Below are 26588 nucleotides of genomic sequence, written 5' to 3'. Positions count from 1 at the left end.
TCGTCACTCGTGTACCCCTCCCAGATAGGCTTCCTGCACGGCCGGGTCGCCGCGCACCTCGTCGGGCGTCCCTTCCGCGATGATACGCCCTTGCGCCAGCACCGTCACCTTGTCGGCAAGGCTGAAGACCACGTGCATGTCGTGTTCGATGATGACCTTGGTCATCCCCCTTTCCTTGAACTTCTGCAGAAGGTCGATCGTCCGGTTGGTGTCGAGCCGCGACATCCCCGCGGTCGGCTCGTCGAGCAGCAGCAGCCGAGGGTCCTGCACGAGCCCCATGGCGAGCTCGAGCCGGCGCTTGTCGCCGCGCGAAAGGCTGGCCGCCTCCTGATGGGCATGATCCTGCAACCCGACATCCTCGATGGCGACCATCGCCTTTTCCGTCAGCGAACGCTCGGAATACATCGATTGCCGCAGGTCGATGGCGAAGGCGCCGTCACGCTTGGCGATCGCCGGGATCACCACGTTGTCGAGGACACTGAGGTCCGGAAAGATCTCCGGTGTCTGGAAGACGCGCACCACCCCGAGCTGGTTGATCTCGTGCGGCGGCCGCCCGGTCAGGATCTGTCCATCGAAGACCACCGCGCCCGAATCAGGTCTCAGACGGCCGACGCAGACGTTGAGCAGGGTCGACTTGCCGGCGCCGTTCGGGCCGATGATCGCATGCGTCCTGCCTTCGGTCACCTGCAGGTCGATGTCGCTCAGCGCGTGCAGGCCGCCGAAGCTCTTGAACACGTCGTCGACGTGGAGGACTACGTTGTCCATCCCCCTACCCCGCCGTCCGCACTTCTTGCGTCGCCCGCGGCGCGGGCGGCTTCCGCGTCCATTTGACGATTCGTCCGAAGCCCTCCATCACCCCGCCCGGCAGGAAGATGACGATCAGCATGAAGATGATGCCGAGCGTCAGGTGCCAGCCCTCGCCGACGAACATGGAAGCGATCGAGACGGCGGCGTCCTGGACGGGGTCGGGAAGGAAGCTGAAAGCCTGGTGAAGGTTCTGCTCGTTGAAGGCCGAGAATATGTTCTCGGAATATTTGATGATGCCGGCGCCGAGGATCGGCCCGATCAGCGTGCCGGCGCCGCCGAGGATCGTCATCAGCACGATCTCACCGGACGCCGTCCATTGCATCCGCTCCGCGCCGGCCAGCGGATCGGTTACCGCCATCAGCGCCCCGGCCAGCCCGGCGAACATGCCGGAGATGACGAAAGCCGCAAGCGTATAGGGGCGCGTGTTGAAGCCGGCATAGTTCATTCGCGACTGGTTCGACTTGATCCCCCGCAGCGCCAGTCCGAAGGGCGATCGCGTGATCTTCAGGGCGATGAAGAAGGCGATGATCAGGAACACCGCGCAAATGTAGAAGCCCTCGTAGCCGATGGTCCGGAGACCGAAGAGCTCCGGCGTCGGCAGCACGTCGCCAGGCTCGATGCCGAGCACCCGGTCGAGGATGCGCGGATCGTCGCGCAGCACCCGCAAGCCGGTCTCGCCGTTGGTGATCGGCGTCAGCACCGAATAGGCGAGATTGTAGGCCATCTGGGCGAAAGCCAGCGTCAGGATCGAGAAATAAATGCCGGTGCGCCTCAGGCTCACATAGCCGATGGCGAGCGCGAACAGACCGGCGAGTATGATCGAGAAGATGATCGCCGGCAGGATGTTCATGGACACCAGCTTGAACGTCCACACCGCCGTGTAGGAGCCGACGCCGAGAAACGCGGCATGTCCGAAGGACAGATAGCCGGTCAGTCCGAACAGGATGTTGAAGCCGATCGCGAAGATCCCGAAGATCGCGAACTTCTGGAGAAGATCCGGATAGCCGGCGCCGATCGGCGCCAGCCAGATCGGCATCGACAGGACGGCCGCGGTGAACACCACCATGAGTATGAGGTCGCGGCTGGCGGATGTCCGTTCCATCGTCACGACTCCATGACGCCGGCACGTCCCATGAGGCCGCGCGGACGGACCAGAAGGATGATGACCGCGACCAGGTAGATGATGATCTGGTCGATGCCGGGGAAGATCGCCTTGACCTCGTTCATCGAGGCGAATGACTGGAGGATACCGAGCAGGAAGCCGGCAACCACCGCGCCGCCGAGCGATCCCATCCCGCCGACCACCACGACGACGAAGGACAGCACGAGGAAGTCCATCCCAATCGAATAGTTGGGCGGCACGATCGGCGTATACATCAGCCCGGCGAGGCCGGCGACGACCGCGGCGATGCCGAACACCGCCGTGAAGCGGCGCTGGATGTTGATGCCGAGGAGCCCGACGGTATCGCGGTCACGCATTCCGGCGCGCACCACCATGCCGTAGGTGGTGAACTGCAGGAAACCGAAGACGGCGGCCAGGATGATCGCCGAGAAGAGGAAGTAGATCAGCCGCCACCAGGGATAGACGACGCCCGGACCGAGACCGAGCCAGTCGCCGATATCGGCGCTGCCCGAGACGATCGGCGGCGCCGCGACCGGGATCGGATTGGCGCCGAACCAGATGCGGATGATCTCCTGAAGGACGATGGCCAGACCGAAGGTCACGAGGATCTGTTCGGCATGGGAGCGCTTGTAGAAGAACCGGATCAGGCCTCGTTCCATCGCCCAGCCGATGAGCAGCATCACCGGTATGGCGATCAGGATCGACAACGGCAGCGACCAGGCGATGATCGCCGTCCCCGCATCGCCGAACCATATCTCCAGATACGGCACTTCCTTGAAGGCTTCGAAAAAAGTGACCGACGGGTCCTTCACCTGGGCCGAGAGCGTCAGCAGTTGCTGGACGGCCACCGCGCAGAAGGCCCCCAGCATGAAGAGCGCGCCATGCGCGAAGTTGACGACCCCCAGCGTGCCGAAGACCAGCGTCAGCCCGAGGGCGATCAGCGCGTAGGCGCCGCCCTTGTCGAGACCGTTCAGGAGCTGAAGAACAAGCGCGTCCAAGTCTTTCACTCACGCGATCGCCGATCCGCGGAAGTCCGCGCCACCGGATCGGCATTGCCAGGTGCGATGCCGGCCGCGTCGGTGCGCGGCCGACATCGGTTTCCCTTCGATCAGCCCGGGATATACGGGCCGAGTTCGGCGTTGCCGTCCGGATTGAACGCCGGGATATTGGGATCGTAGGTGACATCCGCCCGCGGCACGATCTTCACGATTTCGAGAAGGTCGAACTGGTTGGACGGGTTCTCCTTCCCGCGCACCACCAGCACGTCCTTGAAGCACTGGTGGTCCTCGGCGCGGTAGAGGGTCGGGCCGTTGCCCATGCCGTCGAACTCGAATCCCTCAAGCGTCTTGATGACTTCCGGCGGATAGAAGGTGCCGGCGGTCTCGACGGCGTTGGCATAGAGCAGCGTCTGCACGTAGCAGGTCTGTGCGGCCTGCGACGGCGGATTGCCATATTCCTGGCCGAACGACTTGACGAAGGCCTTGCTGCCATCGTCGGTCAGCGACCAGTGCCAGTTGGTGGTACCGAGAATGCCCTTGATCGCGTCGCCCGCGCCCTGCGCCATCAGGCGTGAGAACAGCGGTACGACGACCTCGAAATTCTTGCCGTTGGCCTGCTTGTCGCGAAGCCCGAACTGCACGGCCTGGGTCAGCGAGTTGACCATGTCCTTGCCGTAGTGGTTCAGGATCAGCACGTCGGCGCCGGAATTGAGCACCGGCGTGATATACTGCGAGAAGTCGCCAGCGCCGAGCGGAGTCCGGACGGCAGCCGCCGTCTTCCAGCCGAGGGCTTCGGTCGCGTTCTTGATCGACTCCTCCTGGGTCCAGCCCCAGGTATAGTCGGCGGTCAGGTGATAGGCGACGCGGTCCTTGCCATATTGCTCGGCGAGCACCGGCGCGAGTGCCTCGCCGGACATATAGGCATCGAAGAAGTGGCGGAAGCCGTAGCGCCGGCGATCCTTGCCGGTGGTGTCGTTGGAGTGGGTCAGGCCGCACATGAAGATGATGCCCATCTCCTGGCAGAGCGACTGCACGGCGACCGCGACGCCGGACGACGATCCGCCGGTCACCATGATGGCGCCGTCCTTCTCGATCATCCGCTTGGCCGATGCGCGCGCGGCGTCCGACTTGGTCTGGGTGTCGCCGGTGACGAACTCGACCTTCTTGCCGAGAATGCCGTTACCCTTGAGCGCTTTCGGCGCCATGGTGTTGAGCATGCCGCCATCGCCCTCGCCGTTGAGGTGCTTCACGGCGAGCTGATAGGCGCGCAGCTCGTCCGCGCCCTCGTCGGCATAGGCGCCGGTTTGCGGGACGTTGAAACCCAGCGTGATGCTGGACCCGGAGGTCTTGGCCGGGAAGTTGCCGATGGGCTGTTCTTCCGCCCAGGCATTGCGAACGAAGTGGAGCGGCCCACCGCCGGTCAGCGCGAATGCGCCAAGCGCGGTGGTCGAGGCGAGCGATCCCTTGAGGATCGAGCGGCGGGATAGCGGCGTATGGAGCCGCGACTTGCGGTCGGTCATATGGTCCTCCGGCGTTTCCAATGAGCTTGGGGCGTGGGGGCGTCCCGTCGTCTTGTTGTTCTTTCCCCAATTGCCCCAATGCTCGACGGATGGTGTCAAACAGTCAACAACCTATTGATTATTCTAAGGAATTTTGTAAAAATATTGCATTGTGACTGCTAACTCTGTAAAATTGTGACATTTTCAGGGATCGCGACCAGCCATGCGCGCACCGATCGGCCAGAGGATTCGCAAGCGTCGCCAGGAAGTTGCGCTGTCCCAGGTGGCGCTTGCCGCGCGCGTCGAAATCTCGCCGAGCTACCTGAACCTGATCGAACACAACAAGCGGGCGATCGGCGGAACCCTGCTCAACCGCATCGCAGCGGAGCTCGATCTCGACAGTCGCGCATTGGCGGGAACGGAGGAAGCGCGGCTGATCGCGGAGCTCGGCGAGGTGGCAGCCGATTCGGCGCTCGACGGTATCGACCTCGATCAGCGCGAGGTCAGCGACATCGTCGCCTCGAGCCCGAAGTCGGCCCGCGCCATCCTTGCCCTGTTCCGCGCCTATTCCGAGGCGCGCATGCGCTCCGACCTGATCGGCGAACGGCTCGGAGAGGAATCCTTCTTGGCCGAGGCGAGCCAGCAGATCCTGGCGCTGATCACGACGATCCGGTCCTATTCCGAAATCCTGAAGGATCACGGTGATCTCAGCGACGACGAACGTCGGCGTTTCGTCCACACGCTGGTTGACGAAAGCGAGCGCCTCGCTGCACAGGCCGGCGATCTGTTTGACTTCCTTGGCGGTCGCGGCGCCCGCCGTCCGCGCCCCTCGCCGCGCGAGGAGATCGAGGACTTTGTATCGGACCGCGCCAACCACTTTCCCCGCCTGGAGGCCGCGGCCGAGCGGCTACGCGGTGTGGTGCCCGCGGACGACGCGGCCTCCCTGTCCGCCTATCTGAAGGATCGGCACGGGGTGTCGGTCCTGCGCGGCCCGACCCAGGGGACGTCCGGCGAACGGTTCGAGACTGTGGGGAAGCGCTTCTTCCTCGCCGACACGCTTGGTCAAGGCAGCGCCCGCTTCAGGCTTGCCCGTCTGATCGGCGAGCTCGAATTCGCCGACGAGCTTGACGCGGTGACAGGCAGCGCGAACGTTTCGTCAGCGGAGACGGAGAAGCGCCTCAAGCGGGCGCTCGCCAACTATTTCGCCGCCGCTCTTCTCATGCCCTATGCGCCCTTCGCTGCCGCGGCATCCGAGACACGCCACGATATCCAGCGCCTCGGAGCCCGCTACAATGCCGGCTTCGAGCAGGTCTGCCATCGCCTCGCAACGCTTCGGCGGCAGGGCGCGGAAGGCGTGCCGCTTCACTTTCTCCGCGCCGACATCGCCGGCAATATCTCCAAGCGGTTCAGCGCCTCGGGGCTTCGCCTGCCGCGATATGGCGGCGCCTGTCCCCGCTGGATCGTCCATCACGCCTTTGTCGCGCCCGGTCGCATCGTCAGTCAATTCGTCCGGCTGCCCGACGATGAAGTCTATCTGTTCATCGCCTCGACCTGCACGCCGCCGCCGGGATCGGGGCTGTTCGGCAGCCACCACGCCGTCATGATCGGCGCCGCGGCCGCGAACGCGGATCGCTTCGTCTACGCCGACGGCCTCGACCGCGAAAACCTCGACCACGCCGTCCCGGTCGGCGTCACCTGCCGCCAGTGCCCGCGGGACGACTGCGAGCAGCGGGCCTTCGAGCATCTCCCCGTGCCGGGCGCGGCTCCCATGACATGATGCGTTTTCAAGGCTACCATCCGCCCTGCATAAAATGACAAGGCGGCGTGAAACGCCGCCGAAAGTGGGGAAGCCGTGGCAGCTGGTTCTGTTCTCGTGGCCGAGGACGAGCGCAATCTGGCCGAGGCGCTGACATTTCTGATGCAGCGCGCCGGGCTGGACGTCACTGTCGCCCGCGACGGCCCCTCGACCGTCGAGACGGCGCGGCGGATCAAGCCGGATGTCATCGTCCTCGACATCATGCTCCCCGGCTTCGACGGCTTCGAAGTCGTTGCCGCGTTGAAGAATCTCGGGACCGATCCGCTTCCCCGCATCATCATGCTCACCGCCAGGGGCCACGAGAAGGACAAGCGCAAGGCGCTGGAGCTCGGGGTCGACGATTATGTGACCAAGCCGTTCTCCAATCGCGACGTCGTCGAACGCGTCCAGGCGCTCATCGCCAGGGGAGCGGTCGAGTGACCCCCGCCTCACCACCCGAGGCCAGGCTGACCGACCGGGCCTTCGTCCTGCCGGCGCTGACACTGATCCTGCTGACGCCTCCGATCGTTACCATCTTCGACGTGCCGGTCTTCGTCTTCGGCATCCCGCTGCTGCATATCTACTGCTTCGGCCTCTGGCTCGCGGCGATCATCGCCGGAGGGTTGTTGTCGAGGCATATGGCCGGGCGCGGGAGGGACCGCACCGATGAAGCTGCCCCCGGCAATGGCGCCTGAAGGATGCTGAACACCGCCACCATCGTCGCGGTCGCCCTCGCCTATCTGGGCCTGCTATTCGCGATCGCCTGGTACGGCGATCGCCGCGCTGATGCCGGTCGCAGCCTGATCCGCTCACCGGTCGTCTACACCTTCTCGCTCGCGGTCTATTGCACGTCGTGGACCTTCTACGGCGCGGTCGGCACGGCCGCCCGGCGCGGCATCGAGTTCCTGACGATCTATACCGGCCCGACCATCATCTTTCTCGGCTGGTGGTTCCTCCTCCGCAAGATCGCACGGATCAGCAAGTCGCAACGGATCACCTCGATCGCCGACTTCATCGCCTCCCGATACGGCAAGAGCGCCAGCCTCGGCATGATCGTCACCGTCATCGCCATGCTCGGCACGATGCCGTATATCGCGCTCCAGCTTAAGGCGGTGTCGACCAGCTTCGCCGTGCTCGTCAGCTACGAATCCTCGCCCGACCTTGCCATCGCCCTGACCGACTCGCCGGCGGTGACGCTGACCGACGCGGCATTCCTCACCGCCGTCGGCATGGCGATTTTCGCCATCCTCTTCGGCACGCGTCACATCGACGCCAACGAACATCACGAAGGCATGGTCGCGGCCATCGCCTTCGAGTCCTGTGTCAAGCTTCTGGCTTTCCTCGCAGTCGGCTTCTTCGCGGTTTTCGCCTTCGGCAGCAGCGTCCTCCCAGGCGCCGGACAGGCAGCCGCTTCCGCCGGCTGGGAGAGCCTGACCCGGTTTCCCGAGAATGGTGCATCGCGTTTTCTGACCATGACCTTCCTGTCGATGGCCGCGATCGTCTGCCTGCCGCGCCAGTTTCACATCACCATCGTCGAGAATGTGGACGAGCGGCACCTGTCGACGGCTTCATGGCTGTTTCCGACCTACCTCTTCCTGATGAGCCTCTTCGTGCTGCCGATCGCGGCGGCCGGGGTCACGTTGCTGCCGACCGGCGCCAACCCGGATTTCTACGTGCTGACCGTCCCGATGGCACAGGGCCATGATGGTCTCGCGCTGCTTGCCTTCATCGGCGGTCTTTCGTCGGCGACGGCAATGGTCGTGGTCGCGGCGATTGCCCTCTCGACCATGATCTGCAACGACCTCGTCATGCCGGTCCTCCTCAGGATCAAGTGGCTGCGGCTGGAGGATCGCGGCAACCTCGCGACCCCGCTTCTCTATATTCGCCGCGTCGCCATCTTCGTCGTTCTGCTGCTCGGCTATGCCTATTACCGGCTGACCGGCGAATCCGGTCCCCTCGCCCAGATCGGCCTCGTCTCCTTCGCCGTTGCCGCGCAGTTCTTTCCCGCCATCATCGGCGCCCTGTTCTGGAAAAACGGCACCCGCGCCGGCGCGCAGGCCGGCCTGGTCCTCGGCTTCCTGACCTGGGCCTACACCATGCTGGTGCCGTTGCTTGCCCGAAGCGGCCTGTTCAGCAACGCGATCCTCGATGCCGGCCCGTGGGGAATCGGCGCGCTTCGCCCGGAAGCCCTGTTCGGGCTCGACGGGTGGGAACCCCTCACCCATGCGCTCTTCTGGAGCCTGACGATCAATATCGCGGCCTACGTCCTGGTGTCGCTCTTCTCGAAGCAGGATACCCTCGAGCGGATCCAGGCGGCGATCTTCGTCGATGTCTTCCGCCGGCCGCCGGCCGAGGCCCAGGTGTGGCGCCGGTCGGCCGCCGTCGAAGAGCTCCACGCCCTTCTCCAGCGCTTCATCGGCACGGAGCGGGCCGATCGCGCCTTTCGTGACTATGCCGCCGCCCACAACCAAAGGATCGGCGACATGCCCGAGGCGGATGCCGATCTGATCGCCTTCGTCGAGCGCCTGCTCGCCGGCAGCGTCGGGGCGGCTTCGGCGCGTGGCATGGTCGCCTCCATCGCCAAGGGCGAGCTTCTCGGCTTCGACGAGGTCGTGGCTATCCTCGAGGAAACCCATCAGGTCCTCGCCCACAGCCGCGAACTGGAGCAGAAATCCCGCGAGCTCGAGGCAACCGCCCTCGAACTCACCCGCGCCAATGCCCAGCTCAAGGAGCTCGACCGCCTGAAGGACGATTTCCTGTCCACGGTCAGCCACGAGCTGCGCACTCCGCTGACCTCGATCCGCACCTATTCGGAGATCCTCAGCGATCACGACGTTTCGGAGGAACAGGCCGACCGCTTCCTCGACATCATTTCCAGCGAGACCCAGCGCCTCACCCGGTTGCTCGACACGATCCTCGATCTCACCCGCCTCGAACAGGGCCAGGCCGAATGGCGCATGGCCGAAGTCGACCCCTCGGCCGTCCTCGAGGATGCGGTCGCCGCGACCGGCGGGCTCTTTCGCGAAAGGCAATGCGACCTCAAGGTCGCTGTCCTGCCCTCCGCGGCGCCCGTGCTGGCCGACCGCGACCGGCTCATGCAGGTCTTCATCAATCTCCTGTCCAATGCCGCGAAATTCGCCGAGCCCGAGGACGGCCGGGTCGAGGTCGTCGGTCGCCCCGACGACGGTGGCTACCGCGTCGAGGTCATGGACAACGGCGAAGGCGTCGGCCCGCAGGATCGCGAGCTGATCTTCGAGAAATTCGCCAAGGCACGGGACCGCAACACCGGGCGCCCCTCCGGCAGCGGTCTCGGCCTCACCATCTCCCGCCACATCGTCGAACACCACGGCGGACGCATCTGGACGGACACGCCGCCGTCCCGCGGCGCCCGTTTCTCCGTCCATCTCGATTCGATCGGTCACGCGCCGCGGAGGGCCCCGCGGCTTCAGGAGGCGGCGGCCGAGTAGACCGATGCACGAGATCTCTGAGCAGGATCAATGACCGGGCGGCGGAATCTTGACTAGATCGATGACGCGATACGCGACGACGGAAACAGGAGGGAGGTCCGGCTATGGGCAAATATGCTGAAGCCTATGCCCGGTGGCAGGAGGATCCGATTGGCTTCTGGGCCGAAGCCGCGACGGCAATCGAGTGGGACGTGCCATGGCGCGCCGCCTTCAATCCCGACAAGGGAGTTTACGGCCGCTGGTTTCCCGGAGCGCTCTGCAACACCTGCTACAACGCGGTCGACAGGCACGTCGCCGCCGGACGCGGCGATCAGGCGGCGATCATTTACGACAGCCCCGTCACCGGGACGAAGCGCCGGATCAGCTATCTCGAGCTTCTCGACGAGGTCTCGACCTTCGCCGCGGTGCTGTCCGACCAGGGCGTCGGCAAGGGCGATCGCGTCATCATCTATATGCCGATGATACCGGAGGCGCTGGTCGCGATGCTCGCCACCGCGCGGCTCGGCGCGATCCATTCGGTGGTCTTCGGCGGCTTCGCGGCTCACGAACTCGCCAGCCGCATCGACGATGCCACGCCGAGGCTCATCGTCACCGCCTCCTGCGGTATCGAGCCGAGCCGTACCGTCGCCTACCTGCCGCTCGCCTCCGCCGCCATCGACCAGGCGGAGCACAAGCCTGATCGCATCATCGTGGTCCAGCGCGAGCAACATCTCGCCGACCTCGAGCCCGGCCGCGACCTCGACTATGCGGAGCTGATGTCGGCGGCGCGCGACGCCGGTCATTCGCACGATTGCGTGCCGGTCGATGCCACCGATCCGCTCTACATCCTCTACACGTCGGGCACCACCGGACAACCCAAGGGTATCGTCCGCGACAACGGCGGGCACATGGTCGCCCTCGACTGGTCGATGACCAATGTCTACGGGATCGAGCCTGGCGAGGTCTTCTGGGCGGCGTCGGATATCGGCTGGGTCGTCGGCCACTCCTACATCGTCTACGGCCCCCTGCTCCACGGCTGCACCACCGTCCTCTATGAAGGCAAGCCGGTCGGGACGCCGGACGCCGGCGCCTTCTGGCGGGTCGTCGAGGAGCACGACGTCGCCGCCCTCTTCACCGCGCCGACCGCCCTGCGCGCCATCAAGAAGGAAGACCCGGACGGCGGGTTCATCCGCAAATACGACCTCTCCGGCATGCGCACCCTCTTCCTCGCCGGCGAGCGGGCCGACCCCGAGACCATCCGCTGGGCCGAGGAGCAGTTCGGCATCCCGGTCATCGATCACTGGTGGCAGACCGAGACCGGCTGGGCGATCGGTGCGAATCCCGTCGGCCTGGAGACGCTGCCGGTGAAGCGCGGTTCGCCGACGGTGGCGATGCCCGGCTATGACATCCGGGTCCTCGACGATGCCGGCCATCCGGTCGAGGGCGGCCAGCTCGGCAACATCGTCGTCAAGCTCCCGTTGCCGCCCGGCGCCTTCCCGACGTTGTGGAACAACGACGAGCGCTTCCAGTCGAATTACCTCGCCGAATTCCCGGGCTACTACCAGACCGCCGATGCCGGCTACATCGACTCTGACCGCTATCTCTTCATCATGGGCCGCACCGACGACATCATCAACGTCGCCGGCCATCGCCTGTCGACCGGCGGCATGGAGGAGGTCGTCGCCAGCCACCCCGATGTCGCCGAATGCGCGGTGATCGGCGTCGCCGACAGCCTCAAGGGACAGGTGCCGCTCGGCTTCCTGGTGCTCAAGGCCGGTACCGACGGCGACCCCGCGACAATCGAGAGAGAGGTCGTCGGGCTTGTCCGCGAGCAGATCGGTCCGGTCGCGGCGCTGAAGACCGTCGTCGTCGTCGCCCGTTTGCCGAAGACCCGATCGGGAAAGATCCTGCGAGGGACGATGAACAAGATCGCCGACGGCGAATCCTATCGCATGCCGGCGACGATCGACGATCCGGCCGTCCTCGACGAAATTGCCGAAGCGCTCAGGCGCCGGCTGAAGACGGCGGGCTAGAAGTGCCGGCGAGCATGGTCATCCAGTGCCTCCCGCGATACGGAAGTCGGCAATGGCCGCTGGCGCTCCGGCCACAAGCATCCGCTCCGGCCGGCGGAGCAAGCCGGCAGGCGAAACTGATGGAGCGTTCCGAGCGTATCACTTGAACTTGCTGGCAAGGTCCGAGTACATCACGCCCAACTGGTCGCCGAGCGCAATGGCGCCGACGATGATCGCGACGCTGACCAGCGTGCCGATCAGGGCATATTCGATGGCAGTCGAGCCGGCCTCGTCCTTGGCCATTCTGGCACAGGTTCGAACCACCTTCTCCATCGTACCATCACCTCCCGGTGAACCTTCATCCAAGCCCGTCTCGATCACTGGACGCCGATCCTTCCAGTTCCGGATTAACAAACTGCGCACGTCGACCGGATCGAAACGTTAGGCGGCTTCCTCCGGCACGATAGCCGAAAAACAACGACCGGCAGGAACTGCAAGGGCCACCCTGTTGGTTAGGCACACGGTCTCCGACTTCGCGAAATGGAAAGGGAGCTACGACAATACCGGCCCGACGCAAGCCGCCGGTGGCGTCACCGCCGAGGCCGTCTGCCAGTCGGCCGATGATCCGAACGACGTGACCGTGACGCACGACTTCGCGACCGTCGAGGCAGCGAAGGCGCTTGCGAGCAGCCCTGATTTGAAACAGGCGACGGAGGCAGCCGGCGTGGTCGGCGCCCCGACCATCTGGATCACGACGAAAGTCTGAGGTCCGGGAAAGGTCTCGCGCCCCGGCGCGAAACTACCCGAAATCGGGCGGCAAGCCGCCGCTATCTCTCGCGCCTCGGCCGAACCCCGGACGGTATCGCGAAAGGCGGGCGCCCTCGCGATGTCAACAACCGTTCACCGCGCAGGGAAATGCATCAATGAACAGGGTCGCCTGACCGAAGGTTGCGGGAATCGTCTCGTCCAGGAGCTTGACCCGGAACGATATGGATCCCTCGCTCATCTCCGGCTCATCGATAATCAACACCGACTGAGCGTCACTACCGGCATCGTAGATGGCAAGCTCGGCGTTAGGCGGATCATTGCCGAGGTCTTCGGCATCCCCTTGCCACAGACTCATGAAATCCTGGAGGCTCATGTGCCCCGCTTGCCTGTAGGGTCTGTCGGTGAAGTAAACGACAAGCGGGACCCCGGCGAGCGAAAGCCTGCCTTCCGCGAATGAACCCGAGCCCGCGGTCATCGTGAACAGAAACCTGCGGGCCCCGGAGTCATCGACAACCCTCTGTGGATTCGCCGTGCCAGGGACGGTGAAAGAAGCCATGGCTGCTAGTCCCACGAGGACTGCGACTGCTCTCGGAAATGACCTCATCGACGACCTCTTCCTCGCCACCTGGACTCGGGCGATGCTCAGGCACGCAATTTTTTGTCGGGATACCGCAGCGGCAAATGGTCGGAGCGATAGGATTTGAACCTACGACCCCTTGACCCCCAGTCAAGTGCGCTACCAGACTGCGCCACGCTCCGGCCGGGCCGGACTATAGATGATCTTTCGCAGGATTGAAGACGCTTTTTCCGCTTCGGGACCGGTTTATCCGGCCTGATCGAGCAGCCGCTTGCATTCGAGGAGCTCGGCGAGCGTCGCTTCGAGCATTTTTACGTCCTGCGGCGAGAGTCCGGTAGCCGCGGTCTCCGCCGGGGCGCGCTGTCGCGGCTGGGGCGCCGGTTCCGGCTCGACCGGCCGCTCGGCCGCGCGGGGATGTTCACGCTGCGCCGGGGGTCGCGCCGATCCCGCAAAGGTCGGCTCGACCCGCTCCGGCTCGCTTCGCCCGCCGCGGCGGGGCTGCTCCTCGCGCTGCGCGACGGCGGCAGCCGCCGTATCCGCAAGGCCCTCGCCCTCGAATTCGCCGCGACCGGCGGCAATCACGAAGCGCGCGCCCTGCTCCTTGAGGATGCGCTGCACGCCACGGATCGTGTAGCCCTCGCCGTAGAGGAGAAAGCGGATTCCGCGCAGCAGGTCGATATCGTCCGGACGGTAATAGCGCCGGCCGCCACCGCGCTTCATCGGCTTGATCTGGGAAAACCGCGTCTCCCAGAACCGAAGCACATGCTGCGGCAGGTCGAGATCGTCAGCGACTTCGCTGATCGTGCGGAATGCGTCGGGACTCTTCGCCACCCGTCATCCTCGCGCTTTCGGGGCCTGCTAGTCGTCGCCCGGGTTGGTCCCCTGCCCTCCGTCGATGAGGGCGCTGTTGATCTTGTCCTTCAGGACATTGCTCGGCTTGAACACCATCACCCGCCGCGGCGAGATCGGCACTTCCTCACCGGTCTTCGGATTGCGGCCAACGCGCTCGCTCTTGCTCCGGACGATGAAAGAACCAAAGGAGGAGAGCTTCACCGGTTCGCCACGGATGATGCAATCGCTGATCTCGTCAAGCACAACCTCAACGAGTTGCGCCGACTCGGTTCGCGAAAGGCCCACTTTCCGATATACCGCCTCGCAAAGGTCGGCACGCGTCACCGTTTTGCCGCCCATGGCCTCCACGCCCCGTTTGGAAGGTGCCGCTTCGAGAAGAAATTTCTCGGTCGCTGGAAATCACCATTCACCGTATTGCCTCGCCACGCCGGAATCAACTGATCTTGCAACAAGATCGACCGGCGCGGCTTCACCATCTCAGCAGAACCGCACCCCAGGTGAAGCCGCCGCCCATCGATTCCAGGAGAAGGAGATCGCCCCTCTTGATCCGCCCGTCGAGGCTCGCCTCCCAAAGCGCCAGCGGGATCGAGGCCGCGGAGGTGTTGCCGTGGCGATCGACGGTGCGGATCACCTTTTCGATCGGAAGGCCGAGTTTCTTCGCGGTTGCATCGATGATCCGGATGTTCGCCTGATGCGGCACGAACCAGTCGATGTCCGCGGCGCTGAATCCCGTTGCCTCGAACGCGTCGTAGATCACGTCCGAGATCATCGTGACCGCGTGCTTGAAGACGTCGCGGCCCTCCATCCGCAGGTGGCCGACCGTCTGCGTCGACGACGGCCCGCCGTCGACGAAGAGCTTCTCCTTGAATCGCCCGTCCGACCGCAGATGCGCGCTGAGCACGCCCCGATCGGTACGCCAGCCCGGCTGCGGCTCGCCGCCAAGCACGACCGCCCCGGCACCGTCTCCGAACAGCACGCAGGTGCTGCGATCGGTCCAGTCGAGGATTCGGGAAAAGGTCTCGGCCCCGATCACCAGCGCCCGTCGCGCCTGGCCGGAACGGATCAGCGCATCGGTCGTCGTCAGGGCATACAGGAAACCGGAGCAGACCGCCTGAACGTCGAAAGCCGCCCCGTGATGCATCCCGAGCGCTTTCTGGACCGTCACCGCGGACGCGGGAAAGGTGTTGTCCGGCGTTGCCGTCGCCATGACGATCAGGTCGATATCGGCCGGCGTCAGGTGCGCCGCTTCAAGCGCCGCCCTTGCGGCGCGCGTGCCCATATCCGAGGTCAGTTCGCCATCCGCTGCGATGTGGCGCTGCCGGATCCCGGTCCGCTGCGTGATCCATTCGTCGGAGGTGTCGACCATTTGCGACAACTCCGCGTTGGTCATCACCCGCTCGGGCAGATAACCGCCGCAGCCCAGTATGATCGAGCGGATCGCGCTCACGCGGCACCCGCTTCCGCGACCTCGCCGGCAGGGGCTGGATCATGGGACTGGTGATACACGCTGAGATCGCTGTTGATTTTTTCGAGGAGCCGATTGCGAACCATGCTGTAGCCAAGTTCGACGGCCGTTGCAAAGCCTTGCGGGTCCGTTCCCCCGTGGCTCTTGATGACGATGCCGTTCAGGCCGAGAAACACCCCGCCGTTGCCGCGCCTCGGGTCCATCTTGTCCTTCAGCCGGTCGAAGGCATGGCGCGCGAAGACATAGCCGATCCGCGCGACCAGCGTGCGGCTCATGGCCGAGCGCAGGTAATTGGCGATCTGCTTGGCCGTTCCCTCGGCGGTCTTCAGGGCGATATTGCCCGCAAAGCCCTCGGTGACCACCACGTCGACGGTCCCCTTGCCGATATCATCGCCCTCGACGAAGCCCGCATATGCGATATTCGGAAGGTCGGCTTCGCGCAGCAACTGCCCTGCCTCGCGAATCTGCTCGAGCCCCTTCACTTCCTCGACACCGATGTTGAGGAGACCGACCGTCGGCCGCCGCAGGTCGAAGAGCGCCCGTGCCATCGCACCGCCCATTACCGCGAAGCCGAAAAGCTGCGGGGCATCCGCCCCGATCGTCCCGCCGACGTCGAGGACGACGCTTTCACCGCGCAGCGTCGGCCATAGGGCGGCGATCGCGGGACGGTCGATATCCGCGGCCGTCTTCAGGCAGAATTTGGCCATCGCGGTCAGGGCACCGGTATTGCCGGCCGATACCGCGAAATCCGCCTCGCCCTTCTTCACCGCCTCGATCGCTCGCCACATGCTCGATCGACGCCGGCCCTGTCGCAGCGCCTGGCTCGGTTTGTCGTCCATGCGCACCGCGACGTCGCAATGCTCGAATTCAGAGGCGTCGCGAACCTTGGGATAGCGGTCGAGGATCGGCAGGACGACGTCCTGGTCTCCGTACAGGCGGAACCGGATGTCGGGGCGACGGGTCAACGCCTCCGCCGCACCGGGGATGACCAGATTCGCGCCCGCGTCTCCGCCCATGGCGTCAAGCGAAACGATTACCTCTGCCGCCATTCAACCAACGTCCGAAAATGCCCCCGCGCCAAGCGCGCCTCGCCGGACGGGCAGCTCACGGCGGGACGGCAAACATACCTGCTTGCAGCTACGAGACAAAGGCTTGGCCTTGCCTTCTCACGATAATTTCCGTTGTCCGTCTAATTTGTCCGCGCCAGCTTGGCCAGCACCGAAAACGGCGATTCCCGGCCTTCCTCCTGCGATTCTTCGGATCCGGGCGGGAGTTCGGCCCCGGGCGCCCGCGGGTAAGGGTCGATGGCGAGCGCCATATGCTCCAGTGCAACCGAGGCGAGGTCGATCATCCGGCCGCTCAGGACATCCGGCGGATCGGCGTCAGGATCGACCTGTATCTCCGCGCCCGGCCGCGCCGGCTTCGGCGCCGCGGCATCGTCGGCGGACACGTAGCGGATGAGGATCGGCTCGTCGATCATTTGCGCGACAGGCTCCAGGCTGACCACGCAATTCTGCACGATTTCGGCGCGAACCTGCCCCTCCACCACGACGATGCCATTCGCCTGGCGACGGACCTCCAGGTCGGCTACGAACGAATTCACGCCGACCAGCCCGTATTCGGCCGCGATCGCCGCCCGCGCACCGGCGTCGGCCTCGATCCTGACGAAATGCCCGGCAGCGGGGATCGAATCGACGTCAATCGCCTTCGCCGGCAGCTTGTTTTCCTTCATCTTTTCCGTCCTGAAGAAAGGCGGCGGGATCGGCAAACGGCGCCTCGCCCTTCATCAGCTCCCGCTTGGATGCCGACGCCAGTGCCGCGTCCGACGCTAGCATATAGGAGGCAAGCGCCGCGACCGCCAGTTGCCGCCCCTCGGCGGCAGGGATGTTCCGTTCAAGGGAGGCCGCGAGTGCGTCCGCGTCTTCGTTCGCAAGGGCCGAATCGAATGCCGCCGACCGTCCGTAGAAGACCTCCCCGATCTTCCGCATCCGCTTCGGCACAGCAAGATCGCCAACCCCCATTTCACGCAGGGAACGGTCCATTTCGGTGCAGAACAGGTCGAAAACCGCTTGTCCCGTCGACCGCATCTCCTCGTCGCCCCGGCCGAACCGCCGCAGCAGCAGCACGCAATGCAGGACAACCGACTCGAAACGTCCGTCGACCGTGTCGGCGATCCCGATGTCGCTGAACAGCACCGGATTGCGGGCCTGCGCCACGATCGCGCCGTAAAGCGCGGCTGGTATGGCCGGGTCACCGCCTCCGCGCCTGAAAAATCGGCCGATCATGTCATGGTCTCCTCGGGCAACGGGCGGTGCGATTCTGTTGCAAGCCGCGGGCGCGTAGGCTAGGGAAAATGCCGGAATGAGCAACGGTTTGCATATCATGACTCGGAAGCTGCGCCAGCGCGTGACCCTGGTGCTCGGCCTTTGCGCGGCTGCCGGGGTGACGGGATGCGTCGGCGGAATCAGCAGCACGACGCAGCATGGCTATGTCGCCTCCGATATTGCGCTCGAACAGGTCCCGGTGGGGTCGAGCAAGGACCAGGTCCTGATCGCGCTCGGTTCACCATCGACAACGGCGAATTTCGGTGGCGAGACCTACTACTACATCAGTCAGACGCGTCGCCAGAGCGTCGCCTTCATGCCCGAGAGGGTGGTCGATCAGCGGGTCCTCGCCGTCTATTTCAACAACAAGGACGAAGTGACCCGGATTGCCGACTACGGCCTGAAGGACGGCAAGGTTTTCGACTTCGTCTCCCGCACGACGCCGACGGCGAGCAAGGACGAGAGCTTCGTCAGTCAGGTGCTCGGCGGCGTCATCGGCGGTCGCTCCGGTTCGTGACCTGTAGCTGACGTTTTCCACCTCCGCGGGAGGGTCGCTCCGGGACAATGTCGAGATGCGGGCAGCAGTCCAGGAATCCGTTTCCGTAACGCTTCGCCTGACCCGGGTCCCGCCGCTCGGAGCGCCGGTCGGCCGCGTCCGCCAGTTCTTCCTTCTCGCGAAGAATCCCCTGCTCTCGATCCCCGCCGCGGCCTACGAGGAGCCCATCGTCGTCCCGACCCGGCCCAGAGGTGTCGTCTATGTCTGCGCTCCGGACCTTGCCGGCGAGGTGCTGCTCGATCGGCACCACCGTTTCCCCAAGGACCCACTCCAGAAGCGCATCCTGTCGCCGCTCACCGGCAACGGCATCCTCACCGCCGGCGGCGAGGACTGGCGATGGCAGCGGCGGACTGTGGCCGGCCTCTTCCGCCATTCCGACATCCTTCACTTCGTTCCGGCGATGGTTGCCGGCGCCGAGTCCGCCCTCGCCCGCTGGCGCGATGCACCGCCGGATGAGATCCATGCCGTCGACCGGGACATGGTGAGCGCCACCTACCACGTCATCGCCCATACGATCCTCCCGAGCGACCACGCCGAGGTCACCGCCACCATCGAGCAGGGCGCCGCGGCCTTCGGCGCGGGAATGCCATGGGCGATCGCCAGCGGCGCATTGAACCTGCCCCGCTGGATGCCTCATCCCGGCAAGCGGGCGCTGCGCCGTCAGACTGCCGAGCTCAGGAGCCTGGTCGCGGGCATGATCGACGCGCGACGCCAATCGGCGTCGCCGCAGGACGACCTGTTCAGCCGCCTCCTCGCTGCGACGGATCCGGAGACCGGGCGCGGGTTGAGCGACGAACAGCTCGTCGACAACCTGCTGACCTTCCTTCTCGCAGGCCACGACACCACGTCGCGGGCCCTGACCTGGGCGCTCTATCTGGTGACCCGTGCCCCGGATTGGGCGGAGCGGCTCCGCGCCGAGGTCGCGGAAGTCGCCGGCGATCGCCCGATCGCGGCGGAGGACGTCGCGCGCCTCGCACTCACCCGCCAGTTCGTCGACGAGGCCATGCGGCTCTTCCCGCCGGTGCCGACGATCACCCGCATTGCCGCCGAGGATACCGAACTCGCCGGCTTGCCGGTCGCCGCCCGAACGCTGATCGTCATTCCGGTATATGTGATCCATCGTCACCGGCTGTTGTGGGACGAGCCCGACACGTTCGACCCGTCCCGCTTCGCTCCGGGACATGCCTACCCGCGCTGCCAGTTCATGCCCTTCGGAGCTGGTCCGAGGGTCTGCATCGGCGCCGCATTCGCCACGATCGAGGCGACGGTGGTTCTCGCCACCCTGATCCGCGCGGCGGATTTCCAGTACGTGGGCGAAGAGGATGCGGTACCCGTTTCGCGGATCGTTCTCGTCCCGCGCGACGGAATGCCGATGCGCGTTTCCCTGCGCTGAACGCGCGGAAGGGCCCGCCGATGCCGGCGGACCCTTCCTTGATTCACCGTTGTCGTTCCCGCGCGGGTCCCTAGTGGGCGAGCACAGCGAGGAGCAGGAGCGCCACGATATTGGTGATCTTGATCATCGGGTTGACCGCGGGTCCGGCGGTGTCCTTGTAGGGATCGCCGACGGTGTCACCAGTGACGGCGGCCTTGTGGGCTTCCGAGCCCTTGCCGCCGTAGTTGCCGTCCTCGATATACTTCTTGGCGTTGTCCCAGGCGCCGCCGCCCGCCGTCATCGAGATGGCGACGAAGAGGCCGGTGACGATTACGCCGAGCAGCATCGCGCCGAGCGCCGAGAACGCCGCCGAGGTCCCGCCGATCCAGTTGATCACGAAGAAGATCACGATCGGCGAGAGCACCGGCAGCAGCGACGGGATGATCATCTCCTTGATCGCCGCCTTGGTCAGCAGGTCGACCGCCGCCCCGTAATCCGGCTTCTCGGTCCCCTGCATGATGCCGGGTTTGGCCTTGAACTGACGGCGGACCTCCTCGACGATCGCGCCACCGGCGCGACCGACGGCGGTCATCCCCATGCCACCGAACAGGTACGGCAGGAGACCGCCGAACAGGAGGCCGACCACGACATACGGATTGGCCAGGGAGAAGTTGACGTCGACACCCGCGAAATAGGGGAAGGACGTCGGGTCCTCGGCGAAATGCCGGAGGTCGGAGGTATAGGCGGCGAACAGCACCAGCGCGCCGAGGCCGGCCGAGCCGATCGCGTAGCCCTTGGTGACGGCCTTGGTCGTGTTGCCGACCGCGTCGAGCGCGTCCGTCGACTTGCGCACCTCGTCCGGAAGGCCGGCCATTTCGGCGATGCCCCCGGCATTGTCGGTGACCGGGCCGAAGGCGTCGAGCGCGACGACCACGCCGGCCAGCGCCAGCATGGTGGTGACCGCGATGGCGATGCCGAACAGGCCCGCCAGCGAATAGGTCACCAGGATGCCCGCGATGATCACGATCGCCGGCAGCGCCGTGGATTCGAGCGACACCGCCAGGCCCTGGATGACGTTGGTGCCATGACCGGTCACCGAAGCCCGTGCGATCGACTGCACCGGGCGGAAGTTGGTGCCCGTATAATACTCGGTGATCCAGATGATCAGGCCCGTGACCACGAGGCCGGCGATGCCGCAGAGATAGAGGTCGAGCGGCGTGAAGGCCTGCCCTCCGATCGGAGCCGACATGTCGCCGAAGACGACCATCGTCACCGGATAAAGCACGATCAGCGAGAGGATCGCCGTGGCGATGAAGCCCTTGTAGAGCGCCCCCATGATCGAGTTGTTGGCGCCGAGCCGGACGAAGAAGGTGCCGATGATCGAGGTGACCACGCAGGCCGCGCCGATCGCCAGCGGATACATCATCGCCGAGGTTGCGGCGTCCGTTCCGACGAAGAAGATCGATGCAAGCACCATGGTCGCGACCACGGTGACCGCATAGGTCTCGAACAGGTCGGCCGCCATGCCGGCGCAGTCGCCGACATTGTCGCCGACATTGTCGGCAATCGTCGCGGGATTACGCGGATCGTCCTCGGGAATGCCAGCCTCGACCTTGCCGACCAGGTCGCCGCCGACATCGGCGCCCTTGGTGAAGATGCCGCCGCCGAGACGGGCGAAGATCGAGATCAGCGACGCACCGAAGCCAAGCGCCACAAGTGCATCAATCACAACCCGGTCGCCGGGCTGGAGGCCGATGAATTCGGTAAGCACGACGTAGTAGACGGAGACGCCGAGGAGAGCCAGGCCCGCGACGAGAAGCCCGGTGATCGCACCGGAACGGAAGGCGATGCCGAGGCCGGCGCCGAGGCTCTGGCTCGCCGCCTGCGCCGTGCGGACGTTGGCGCGTACCGACACCATCATACCGATGAAGCCGGCCGTGCCGGAAAGCACCGCGCCGACCAGGAAGCCGATCGCCACCGGAATCGAAAGCAGCCAGGCGACGATGATGAACACCACAACGCCGACGATGGCGATGGTCGTGTACTGGCGCCGGAGATAGGCGGTCGCGCCCTCCTGGATCGCCGATGCGATCTCCTGCATCCGGGCGGAGCCGGCATCGGCAGCAAGCACCGACTGGATCGCCCATATCGCGTAGGCAATAGCGAGGAGACCGCAGAGAATGATGATGTAGAGCACGAGTGTTCCTCTTCGTCGGTAAGACGCCTTCCCTCGGAAGACGGGCAGCGACTCTCGGTTTACATGGGAATCGGCCTGACCGTCCCCCACGGCCAGTAAAACGCCGGGCGAGGGTATGGCCTTTCACATGGCAGCCGTCAAGCCTCACGTCGGCTGGCAGGCCCGCGAATTTGGTTCGGTGTTTGCGTGTCGGCTTTGCTTCAGGCGACGACGACGAAATCGTCGTGTTTCAGGTCCAGACCGGCTTCGACGACGGCGAATGTCTTGATGCCGTTGCCGCCCTCTCCATCCTTGTCGAAGCCGACCGCTCCGGTGTCCTTGTCGTAGATAATGCGGTCGGCACCGTCCTTTGCCTTGCTGCCGGTAACGAAAGCATCCTTGTCGAGCTTGCCCTTGCCACCAATCCCCTTGAAGGCGTGTTTCGAGAGCAGGAACGTGTCCTTGCCCGGCGCGAAGTCGTTGACGGTATCGACGTTGCCCGATCTCAGCTTCGACGAGAACTCGAACCGGTCGCGTCCGCCGCCACCGGTCAGGTCGTCGGCGCCGTTCCGGCCGTTCAGCGTATCGCGCCCCGAATCCCCGATCAGCGAGTCCGCGCCCCGTCCGCCGATCAGCCCGTCACGCCCCTGCCCGCCGGAGATCTCGTCGTCGCCGCCGTGGCCGATCAGCTTGTCCCGGCCATCGGCGCCATTGATGATGTCATCGCCGCCATGCCCCTTGATGACATTGCCGACGTCGTTGCCCTGCAGGAAGTCGTCGCCGGTGCCGCCGGTCGCGTTCTCGATCGTGGCGCCATTGGCGATGGTGACCCCGCCGTGGATACCGTCGGCATGGGACAGGAACCCGCCACCGCCGGGCTCCACCTTGAGCGTCGCGGCCCGCAGGTCGATCAGCGCCGGGGCGGCGCCGCCGTAGACGATCGCATCCGTGCCGCCGGCATCCCAGATGCAGGAATAGAACGTCCCCACCCCGTTCGAAGTCGGCAGATAATAGGTATCGTCGCCGGTGTTGTAGGCGTTGTTCGCGCCGTATTTCTCCTGCAGCACGGCGATGTCGAGAGCCATCGGCGTGCCCTGGTAGCCGTAGCTCAGCGAGGGTGGCAGCCCATCCGGGTTGGTCTGCCATCCGGCATTGTAGGACATCGTCGTGTAGATGCCCTGGTTAAGGTCGTAGTCGCCGTAATCGTCGAATGCCGACGACACTCCGGGAAACACGGTCGAGTCGCCGCCCTTGTCGTGCGGATGGGCGAGACCGAAGCCATGGCCGAGCTCGTGGATGATGGTGACGAAGCCGAAGCCGCCCTGCTCCAGGCCGCCGTTGCCCGGATTCGTCCAGTCCCACCCCGACCCGGCATAGTTGAAATAGCCGAAGCCCGCCCGTTCGGTCTCTCCGGGCGGGTACATCATGCCGAGCGTCGAGCTGAATTCGGCGAAGGTCAGCAGGTTGTAGTCGGCCTGTGCCGATTGTGAGACCTCGTGAAAATGAAGGTCTATGTATGAGCTGTAGACGGCGAGGGCTTTTTCGAACTGGGTCTTCTCATAGTCGGAAAAACCGGACGACACCTCGCCGAACGGCGTCGTCTCGCCGTATCCATAGAAATGGTAGAAGACGAAGCTGTCATTGTTGTTGAGCTTCGTTCCCCAATCGAGGCCGGATTCAAGCGCGGAGGCGATCATGGCTTCTCGGGGTTCGGCGACGTGCGAGTGTGGCGGGCGCGAGTGATTCTCGCAACCAACCGGAAAGGAAACCTTACCACCGCCGGTTCGCGGCGGCGCGCCGTTACGCGCTCAAATCACCATGAAATCGTCAGCATGGAGGCTGGTGCCTGGCTTGACATGCGCGAAGAGCTCCTTGCCCGCTTTCCCGCTGCCGTCGGCGTCGTGAAAGATATCGCCGCTTCCTCTCTTGTAGATGATGTGGTCATCGGCGTCTTTCGCCTTGGCCCCCATGGTGAAGTACTTGGAGGCCAGCGGTCCCTCGTCGCCAATCCCGCTGAACGCGTTCTTGTCCAGGGCGATCGTCTCGCCGGACTGGAATTTCGTGATCGTGTCGACTCCGTTGCCGGGCTTCTCCTTGAAGACATACTGGTCCTGGCCCTTGCCGCCGTTGAGCTTGTCGCTGTCGTCTCCCCCGAACAGCTTGTCATTGCCGTTCTTCCCTTTCAGGACGTCACGACCGTCGCTTCCCTTCAGCGTATTGCCCAGACCGTTGCCTTTGATCAGATCATCGCCCTTGCCGCCGGTGGCGTTCTCGATATCGGTGTCGGGACCGATCATTACCGCCTTGGCCCGGGTTGAGCCGTCGCCGAAATCGATCTTCCGGCCGAGCTTGTTCCAATGGCCGATCGCAAGGTTTATCGAAACGTCGGCCTTGCCGACCGAGACGATCGTGTCATTGCCACCCGTGTCGCAGATCGTTTCCCAGTATTGCTGATTGCTGTGGTAGGTATAGGTGGTGTCCCCGGGATTGTGCGAAGCCTTGCCATAGAGCTTCTGCATGGCAAGGATGTCGAACCACATCGGCGTCGTCGGATAGTAATCCGCGTAGTTGTCGCCGCCCTTGTGCGCCTTGTAGGACATCACCGTATAGGAATAATTGTCCTTGGCAGCCGACAGCTTCGGACTCCCCTGGTGCGGGTGCTTCAGCCCGAGTGCATGGCCGATCTCGTGGATCGCCGTCAGATAGTCGTAGCTTCCCTTCCTGAGATTACTGCCCGGTGAGGTGTGCCATTCGCCGTTCTTGAACCACACGTCGCCGCCGACCGGGTCGTATGACGGGAAATAGGCGTGCGCGCTTTCGTTCTTGCTGGCAACGTCGGTGACGGCGAAGCGGAGCTCGCCGACGACGGTGGAACTCTCGGCGACTTCCGTGAATGTCACGTTGGCCACGGCGGCCCATGCGCCGAGCGCGGCTGCGATCCCGGCCTTCTCCGTCGTCGTCAATGCATAGAAGGAATGGAACTCGCCGTCGCCGCTGAATCCGTCCTTGCTGGTAAAGGCATAGTCGCCGTAGCCGTTCTTGAAATAGGCGGTACCGGACGGGAAGCTGTAGGTCAGGGCTACCGCCGGACCACCGCCGTCGTCCCATTTCGTTCCGGCGATGAGCGCCGCGGTCGACTGGTCGATGCCGGCGGTGCCGACAGACTTGACCCCGATACTGTGACTGGTCGGACTTGACATGAAAGCGATCCCCTCGGCCGGCCGCCCTGGCGGGCAGGAGCCACGGTGTCACCCGTCCGTCTACTGGCGATCCCTCAAAAAAGCGGCGCCGGAATGGCGCCGCTTGCTGCACGTAACGCTTTTTCCTGCACGGCCCGGCTTCAGGTCACGAAGAGATGGCCTTCGTCGAAATCGCCCTTGGCGATATAGGCGACCGCCTGGGCGGCACCGGCACCGTTGCCGTCCGAATCGTAGGAGAGGATCTTGGTGCTCGTATCGTAGCTGAACCGCTGCAGGCCGTTGGTGAAATTGCCGTCCTCGACGTAGAGGCTCGCATCGAGGTGCCCCTTGGAGCCGATCCCGGCATACATGTCATGGTCGAACTTCATCTTCTCGCCCGACTGCAGGTTGGTGATCGTGTCCATGCCGTTGCCGGGGCCGTCCTTGAAGAGATACGTGTCCTTGTGCTTGCCGCCGTTGAGGGTGTCCTCGCCCTTGTCGCCCTGAAGCTTGTCCTTGCCAGCGCGTCCCTTGATGGTGTCGTCGCCGTCAAATCCCCGAAGGTAGTCGTTTTCCTTCGATCCCTTGAGCACGTCGTCGCCCTTGAAGATATCCTTGAGCGCATCGTCGATCGACTTGAAGGACTGCGCCTGGGTCATTGTCAGGCTCATCCCATTGATTTTATAGAGCAGTTCGTTCTTGAAGTAGACCTTGACCTGCTCGATGGTGCCGGTGAGCGGAAAACCAGCCAGGTAGGTGAAGCCGGTTCCACCGACCTTGACTTCGTATTTGCCGCTCTCGGCGTTGAAGCCGCCCGGACCGGTATTTGAGATATCCCCGTTCAGGATCGCGTCGAGCTGGTCGAACGAACCGGCCTTGATTTTGCCCTTGGCGACAAACTTGACCATCACTCACTCCCTTTGAATCGTTAACCGAAGATTACCGAGATAAAACCCCGAGACAGTCCCCGAGTCGAGGGCATGACAGACATAAAATCAGATTTCCGGCTCTGACGCTCGCGTGACGGACTCGCCGGCGGCGAGGCTCTTCGGCCCGGCCTGCGAGAATGCCAGCCCGGTTCAGACGACGAAGAAGTCGGTATTCGACATGGCGAGACCGGTGCTCAGCGTCGCGAACTGCACCTGCGCGTCGCCCCCGTTTCCGTCCGCGTCGTAGTAGGTGGCGCCGGTCGTGTCGTCGTAGATGATCCGCTGGTCGGCGTCGGTCGCGTGGGTGCCGATCGCGAATTCCTTCGCCTTCAGGACGCCCTTCTTGGAAAGCCCGGAAAAGACCTTGAGCGCCAGGTCGATGGCATCGCCACCCGGCTTGAAGTCGGTGATCGTGTCGACGTTGGTCGCCTCGTCGAGCGCGGAGTCGAAGACGAAGGTATTGAACCCCTTGTTGCCGGTCAGCGTGTCGTTCCCGGCACCACCATTGATGGTGTCGCTGCCGCCGCCGCCGCCGATGGTGTCGTCGCCGTTGTTACCCTTGATGGCGTCCGAGCCGCCGGAACCGAGGATCGAGTCGTTGCCGACGCCGCCCTTGACCTTGTCGGCGCCCTTGCCGCCGTTGATGACGTCGTCGCCGTCATTGCCGTTGATCTTGTCCTGCCCCTTGTAGCCGTAGAGAACGTCGTCGT

The 26588-nt window shown here is 64.6% G+C and carries 25 protein-coding genes and 1 tRNA gene; 8 read left to right on the top strand and 18 right to left on the bottom strand.

The window, feature by feature from the left end:
- Positions 1-3: 3 nt before the first annotated feature.
- From KDJ86_RS04025 to KDJ86_RS04010, 4 genes are all read right to left on the bottom strand, one after another.
- Positions 4-765 (bottom strand): ABC transporter ATP-binding protein, encoded by a 762-nt coding sequence (locus KDJ86_RS04025; RefSeq protein WP_291743242.1) that lies wholly within the window; start codon positions 763-765, stop codon positions 4-6.
- 4 nt (positions 766-769) lie between these two features.
- Complete coding sequence (locus KDJ86_RS04020) at positions 770-1909, bottom strand: branched-chain amino acid ABC transporter permease (RefSeq protein ID WP_291743239.1); 1140 nt, start codon at positions 1907-1909, stop codon at positions 770-772.
- A gap of 2 nt (positions 1910-1911) precedes the next feature.
- The gene (locus KDJ86_RS04015) at positions 1912-2928 is read right to left on the bottom strand and encodes a branched-chain amino acid ABC transporter permease (RefSeq protein WP_291743236.1); all 1017 of its coding nucleotides are present in this window, start codon (positions 2926-2928) and stop codon (positions 1912-1914) included.
- A gap of 110 nt (positions 2929-3038) precedes the next feature.
- Positions 3039-4448 (bottom strand): substrate-binding protein, encoded by a 1410-nt coding sequence (locus KDJ86_RS04010; RefSeq protein WP_291743233.1) that lies wholly within the window; start codon positions 4446-4448, stop codon positions 3039-3041.
- 202 nt (positions 4449-4650) lie between these two features.
- Between KDJ86_RS04010 and KDJ86_RS04005 the strand changes: the two genes are divergently transcribed.
- The 5 genes from KDJ86_RS04005 to KDJ86_RS03985 all read left to right on the top strand — a co-directional run bounded on the left by KDJ86_RS04005 (position 4651) and on the right by KDJ86_RS03985 (position 11701).
- Positions 4651-6204 carry a helix-turn-helix domain-containing protein gene (locus KDJ86_RS04005; RefSeq protein ID WP_291743231.1) on the top strand — a complete coding sequence of 518 codons (1554 nt, stop codon included), beginning with the start codon at positions 4651-4653 and terminating at the stop codon, positions 6202-6204.
- 75 nt (positions 6205-6279) lie between these two features.
- On the top strand, positions 6280-6663 hold the full coding sequence (locus KDJ86_RS04000; RefSeq protein ID WP_291743229.1) for a response regulator transcription factor: 384 nt from the start codon (positions 6280-6282) through the stop codon (positions 6661-6663).
- Complete coding sequence (locus tag KDJ86_RS03995) at positions 6660-6917, top strand: hypothetical protein (protein WP_291743226.1); 258 nt, start codon at positions 6660-6662, stop codon at positions 6915-6917. Before KDJ86_RS04000 ends, KDJ86_RS03995 begins: the two co-directional genes overlap by 4 nt.
- A gap of 3 nt (positions 6918-6920) precedes the next feature.
- Complete coding sequence (locus tag KDJ86_RS03990; protein WP_291743223.1) at positions 6921-9689, top strand: sensor histidine kinase; 2769 nt, start codon at positions 6921-6923, stop codon at positions 9687-9689.
- A 104-nt stretch (positions 9690-9793) separates the two neighbouring features.
- Positions 9794-11701: a propionyl-CoA synthetase gene (locus tag KDJ86_RS03985; RefSeq protein ID WP_291743220.1), complete on the top strand. Its 1908-nt coding sequence runs from the start codon at positions 9794-9796 to the stop codon at positions 11699-11701.
- A gap of 138 nt (positions 11702-11839) precedes the next feature.
- Here the strand turns inward: KDJ86_RS03985 and KDJ86_RS03980 are convergent, their stop codons facing one another.
- Entirely contained in the window at positions 11840-12013 is a 174-nt protein-coding gene (locus KDJ86_RS03980; RefSeq protein ID WP_291743219.1) for a Flp family type IVb pilin, read from the bottom strand.
- Positions 12014-12188: 175 nt separating this feature from the next.
- On the opposite strand from KDJ86_RS03980, the gene KDJ86_RS03975 reads away from it, so the two are divergent.
- The gene (locus KDJ86_RS03975) at positions 12189-12446 is read left to right on the top strand and encodes a cyclase (protein WP_291743216.1); all 258 of its coding nucleotides are present in this window, start codon (positions 12189-12191) and stop codon (positions 12444-12446) included.
- 123 nt (positions 12447-12569) lie between these two features.
- Here the strand turns inward: KDJ86_RS03975 and KDJ86_RS03970 are convergent, their stop codons facing one another.
- The 8 genes from KDJ86_RS03970 to KDJ86_RS03935 all read right to left on the bottom strand — a co-directional run bounded on the left by KDJ86_RS03970 (position 12570) and on the right by KDJ86_RS03935 (position 17711).
- Complete coding sequence (locus tag KDJ86_RS03970) at positions 12570-13004, bottom strand: hypothetical protein (RefSeq protein WP_291743214.1); 435 nt, start codon at positions 13002-13004, stop codon at positions 12570-12572.
- 126 nt (positions 13005-13130) lie between these two features.
- A tRNA-Pro gene (locus KDJ86_RS03965) sits at positions 13131-13207 on the bottom strand.
- Positions 13208-13271: 64 nt separating this feature from the next.
- The gene (locus tag KDJ86_RS03960) at positions 13272-13856 is read right to left on the bottom strand and encodes a MerR family transcriptional regulator (RefSeq protein WP_291743211.1); all 585 of its coding nucleotides are present in this window, start codon (positions 13854-13856) and stop codon (positions 13272-13274) included.
- Between the two features lie 27 nt (positions 13857-13883).
- Positions 13884-14216: an integration host factor subunit alpha gene (locus KDJ86_RS03955; RefSeq protein WP_291743208.1), complete on the bottom strand. Its 333-nt coding sequence runs from the start codon at positions 14214-14216 to the stop codon at positions 13884-13886.
- A gap of 130 nt (positions 14217-14346) precedes the next feature.
- A complete protein-coding gene (locus KDJ86_RS03950) occupies positions 14347-15324 on the bottom strand; it encodes a beta-ketoacyl-ACP synthase III (protein ID WP_291743206.1) in 978 nt (325 codons plus the stop codon).
- Positions 15321-16391: a phosphate acyltransferase PlsX gene (gene plsX, locus KDJ86_RS03945; RefSeq protein WP_291743204.1), complete on the bottom strand. Its 1071-nt coding sequence runs from the start codon at positions 16389-16391 to the stop codon at positions 15321-15323. The genes KDJ86_RS03950 and plsX overlap by 4 nt, the downstream gene beginning before the upstream one ends.
- A 140-nt stretch (positions 16392-16531) precedes the next feature.
- A complete protein-coding gene (locus KDJ86_RS03940) occupies positions 16532-17074 on the bottom strand; it encodes a YceD family protein (RefSeq protein WP_291743203.1) in 543 nt (180 codons plus the stop codon).
- Complete coding sequence (locus KDJ86_RS03935) at positions 17040-17711, bottom strand: ubiquinol-cytochrome C chaperone family protein (RefSeq protein WP_291743201.1); 672 nt, start codon at positions 17709-17711, stop codon at positions 17040-17042. Before KDJ86_RS03935 ends, KDJ86_RS03940 begins: the two co-directional genes overlap by 35 nt.
- Here KDJ86_RS03935 and KDJ86_RS03930 point away from each other — a divergent pair.
- A complete protein-coding gene (locus tag KDJ86_RS03930) occupies positions 17704-18183 on the top strand; it encodes an outer membrane protein assembly factor BamE (protein WP_291743199.1) in 480 nt (159 codons plus the stop codon). The genes KDJ86_RS03935 and KDJ86_RS03930 overlap by 8 nt on opposite strands.
- A 55-nt stretch (positions 18184-18238) precedes the next feature.
- Complete coding sequence (locus tag KDJ86_RS03925) at positions 18239-19615, top strand: cytochrome P450 (protein ID WP_291743197.1); 1377 nt, start codon at positions 18239-18241, stop codon at positions 19613-19615.
- Between the two features lie 70 nt (positions 19616-19685).
- Here KDJ86_RS03925 and KDJ86_RS03920 read toward each other — a convergent pair whose 3' ends face one another.
- The 5 genes from KDJ86_RS03920 to KDJ86_RS03900 form a co-directional block, all read right to left on the bottom strand.
- Positions 19686-21791: a sodium-translocating pyrophosphatase gene (locus KDJ86_RS03920; protein WP_291743195.1), complete on the bottom strand. Its 2106-nt coding sequence runs from the start codon at positions 21789-21791 to the stop codon at positions 19686-19688.
- 200 nt (positions 21792-21991) lie between these two features.
- On the bottom strand, positions 21992-23467 hold the full coding sequence (locus KDJ86_RS03915; RefSeq protein WP_291743193.1) for a M10 family metallopeptidase: 1476 nt from the start codon (positions 23465-23467) through the stop codon (positions 21992-21994).
- A 111-nt stretch (positions 23468-23578) separates the two neighbouring features.
- On the bottom strand, positions 23579-24970 hold the full coding sequence (locus tag KDJ86_RS03910) for a M10 family metallopeptidase (protein ID WP_291743191.1): 1392 nt from the start codon (positions 24968-24970) through the stop codon (positions 23579-23581).
- Between the two features lie 140 nt (positions 24971-25110).
- Complete coding sequence (locus tag KDJ86_RS03905) at positions 25111-25857, bottom strand: calcium-binding protein (RefSeq protein ID WP_291743189.1); 747 nt, start codon at positions 25855-25857, stop codon at positions 25111-25113.
- 171 nt (positions 25858-26028) lie between these two features.
- Positions 26029-26588, bottom strand: a 560-nt coding sequence (locus tag KDJ86_RS03900; protein ID WP_521085252.1) for a calcium-binding protein, incomplete at its 5' end; no start/stop codon positions are given.

Source organism: Bauldia sp. (genome assembly GCF_020442045.1).
Lineage (GTDB): Bacteria > Pseudomonadota > Alphaproteobacteria > Rhizobiales > Kaistiaceae > Bauldia.
The sequence above is the reverse complement of the archived record's forward strand: the minus strand, read 5'-3'. Positions and strand labels throughout refer to the sequence as shown.

Bases quoted from the DNA above. Each gene is read 5' to 3' on its own strand.
- KDJ86_RS04025 (WP_291743242.1), bottom strand. From the start codon at position 765: ATGGACAACGTAGTCCTCCACGTCGACGACGTGTTCAAGAGCTTCGGC.
- KDJ86_RS04020 (WP_291743239.1), bottom strand. From the start codon at position 1,909: ATGGAACGGACATCCGCCAGCCGCGACCTCATACTCATGGTGGTGTTC.
- KDJ86_RS04010 (WP_291743233.1), bottom strand. From the start codon at position 4,448: ATGACCGACCGCAAGTCGCGGCTCCATACGCCGCTATCCCGCCGCTCG.
- KDJ86_RS04005 (WP_291743231.1), top strand. From the start codon at position 4,651: ATGCGCGCACCGATCGGCCAGAGGATTCGCAAGCGTCGCCAGGAAGTT.
- KDJ86_RS03990 (WP_291743223.1), top strand. From the start codon at position 6,921: ATGCTGAACACCGCCACCATCGTCGCGGTCGCCCTCGCCTATCTGGGC.
- KDJ86_RS03985 (WP_291743220.1), top strand. From the start codon at position 9,794: ATGGGCAAATATGCTGAAGCCTATGCCCGGTGGCAGGAGGATCCGATT.
- KDJ86_RS03980 (WP_291743219.1), bottom strand. From the start codon at position 12,013: ATGGAGAAGGTGGTTCGAACCTGTGCCAGAATGGCCAAGGACGAGGCC.
- KDJ86_RS03970 (WP_291743214.1), bottom strand. From the start codon at position 13,004: ATGGCTTCTTTCACCGTCCCTGGCACGGCGAATCCACAGAGGGTTGTC.
- KDJ86_RS03955 (WP_291743208.1), bottom strand. From the start codon at position 14,216: ATGGGCGGCAAAACGGTGACGCGTGCCGACCTTTGCGAGGCGGTATAT.
- plsX (WP_291743204.1), bottom strand. From the start codon at position 16,391: ATGGCGGCAGAGGTAATCGTTTCGCTTGACGCCATGGGCGGAGACGCG.
- KDJ86_RS03940 (WP_291743203.1), bottom strand. From the start codon at position 17,074: ATGAAGGAAAACAAGCTGCCGGCGAAGGCGATTGACGTCGATTCGATC.
- KDJ86_RS03930 (WP_291743199.1), top strand. From the start codon at position 17,704: ATGAGCAACGGTTTGCATATCATGACTCGGAAGCTGCGCCAGCGCGTG.
- KDJ86_RS03925 (WP_291743197.1), top strand. From the start codon at position 18,239: ATGCGGGCAGCAGTCCAGGAATCCGTTTCCGTAACGCTTCGCCTGACC.
- KDJ86_RS03915 (WP_291743193.1), bottom strand. From the start codon at position 23,467: ATGATCGCCTCCGCGCTTGAATCCGGCCTCGATTGGGGAACGAAGCTC.
- KDJ86_RS03910 (WP_291743191.1), bottom strand. From the start codon at position 24,970: ATGTCAAGTCCGACCAGTCACAGTATCGGGGTCAAGTCTGTCGGCACC.
- KDJ86_RS03905 (WP_291743189.1), bottom strand. From the start codon at position 25,857: ATGGTCAAGTTTGTCGCCAAGGGCAAAATCAAGGCCGGTTCGTTCGAC.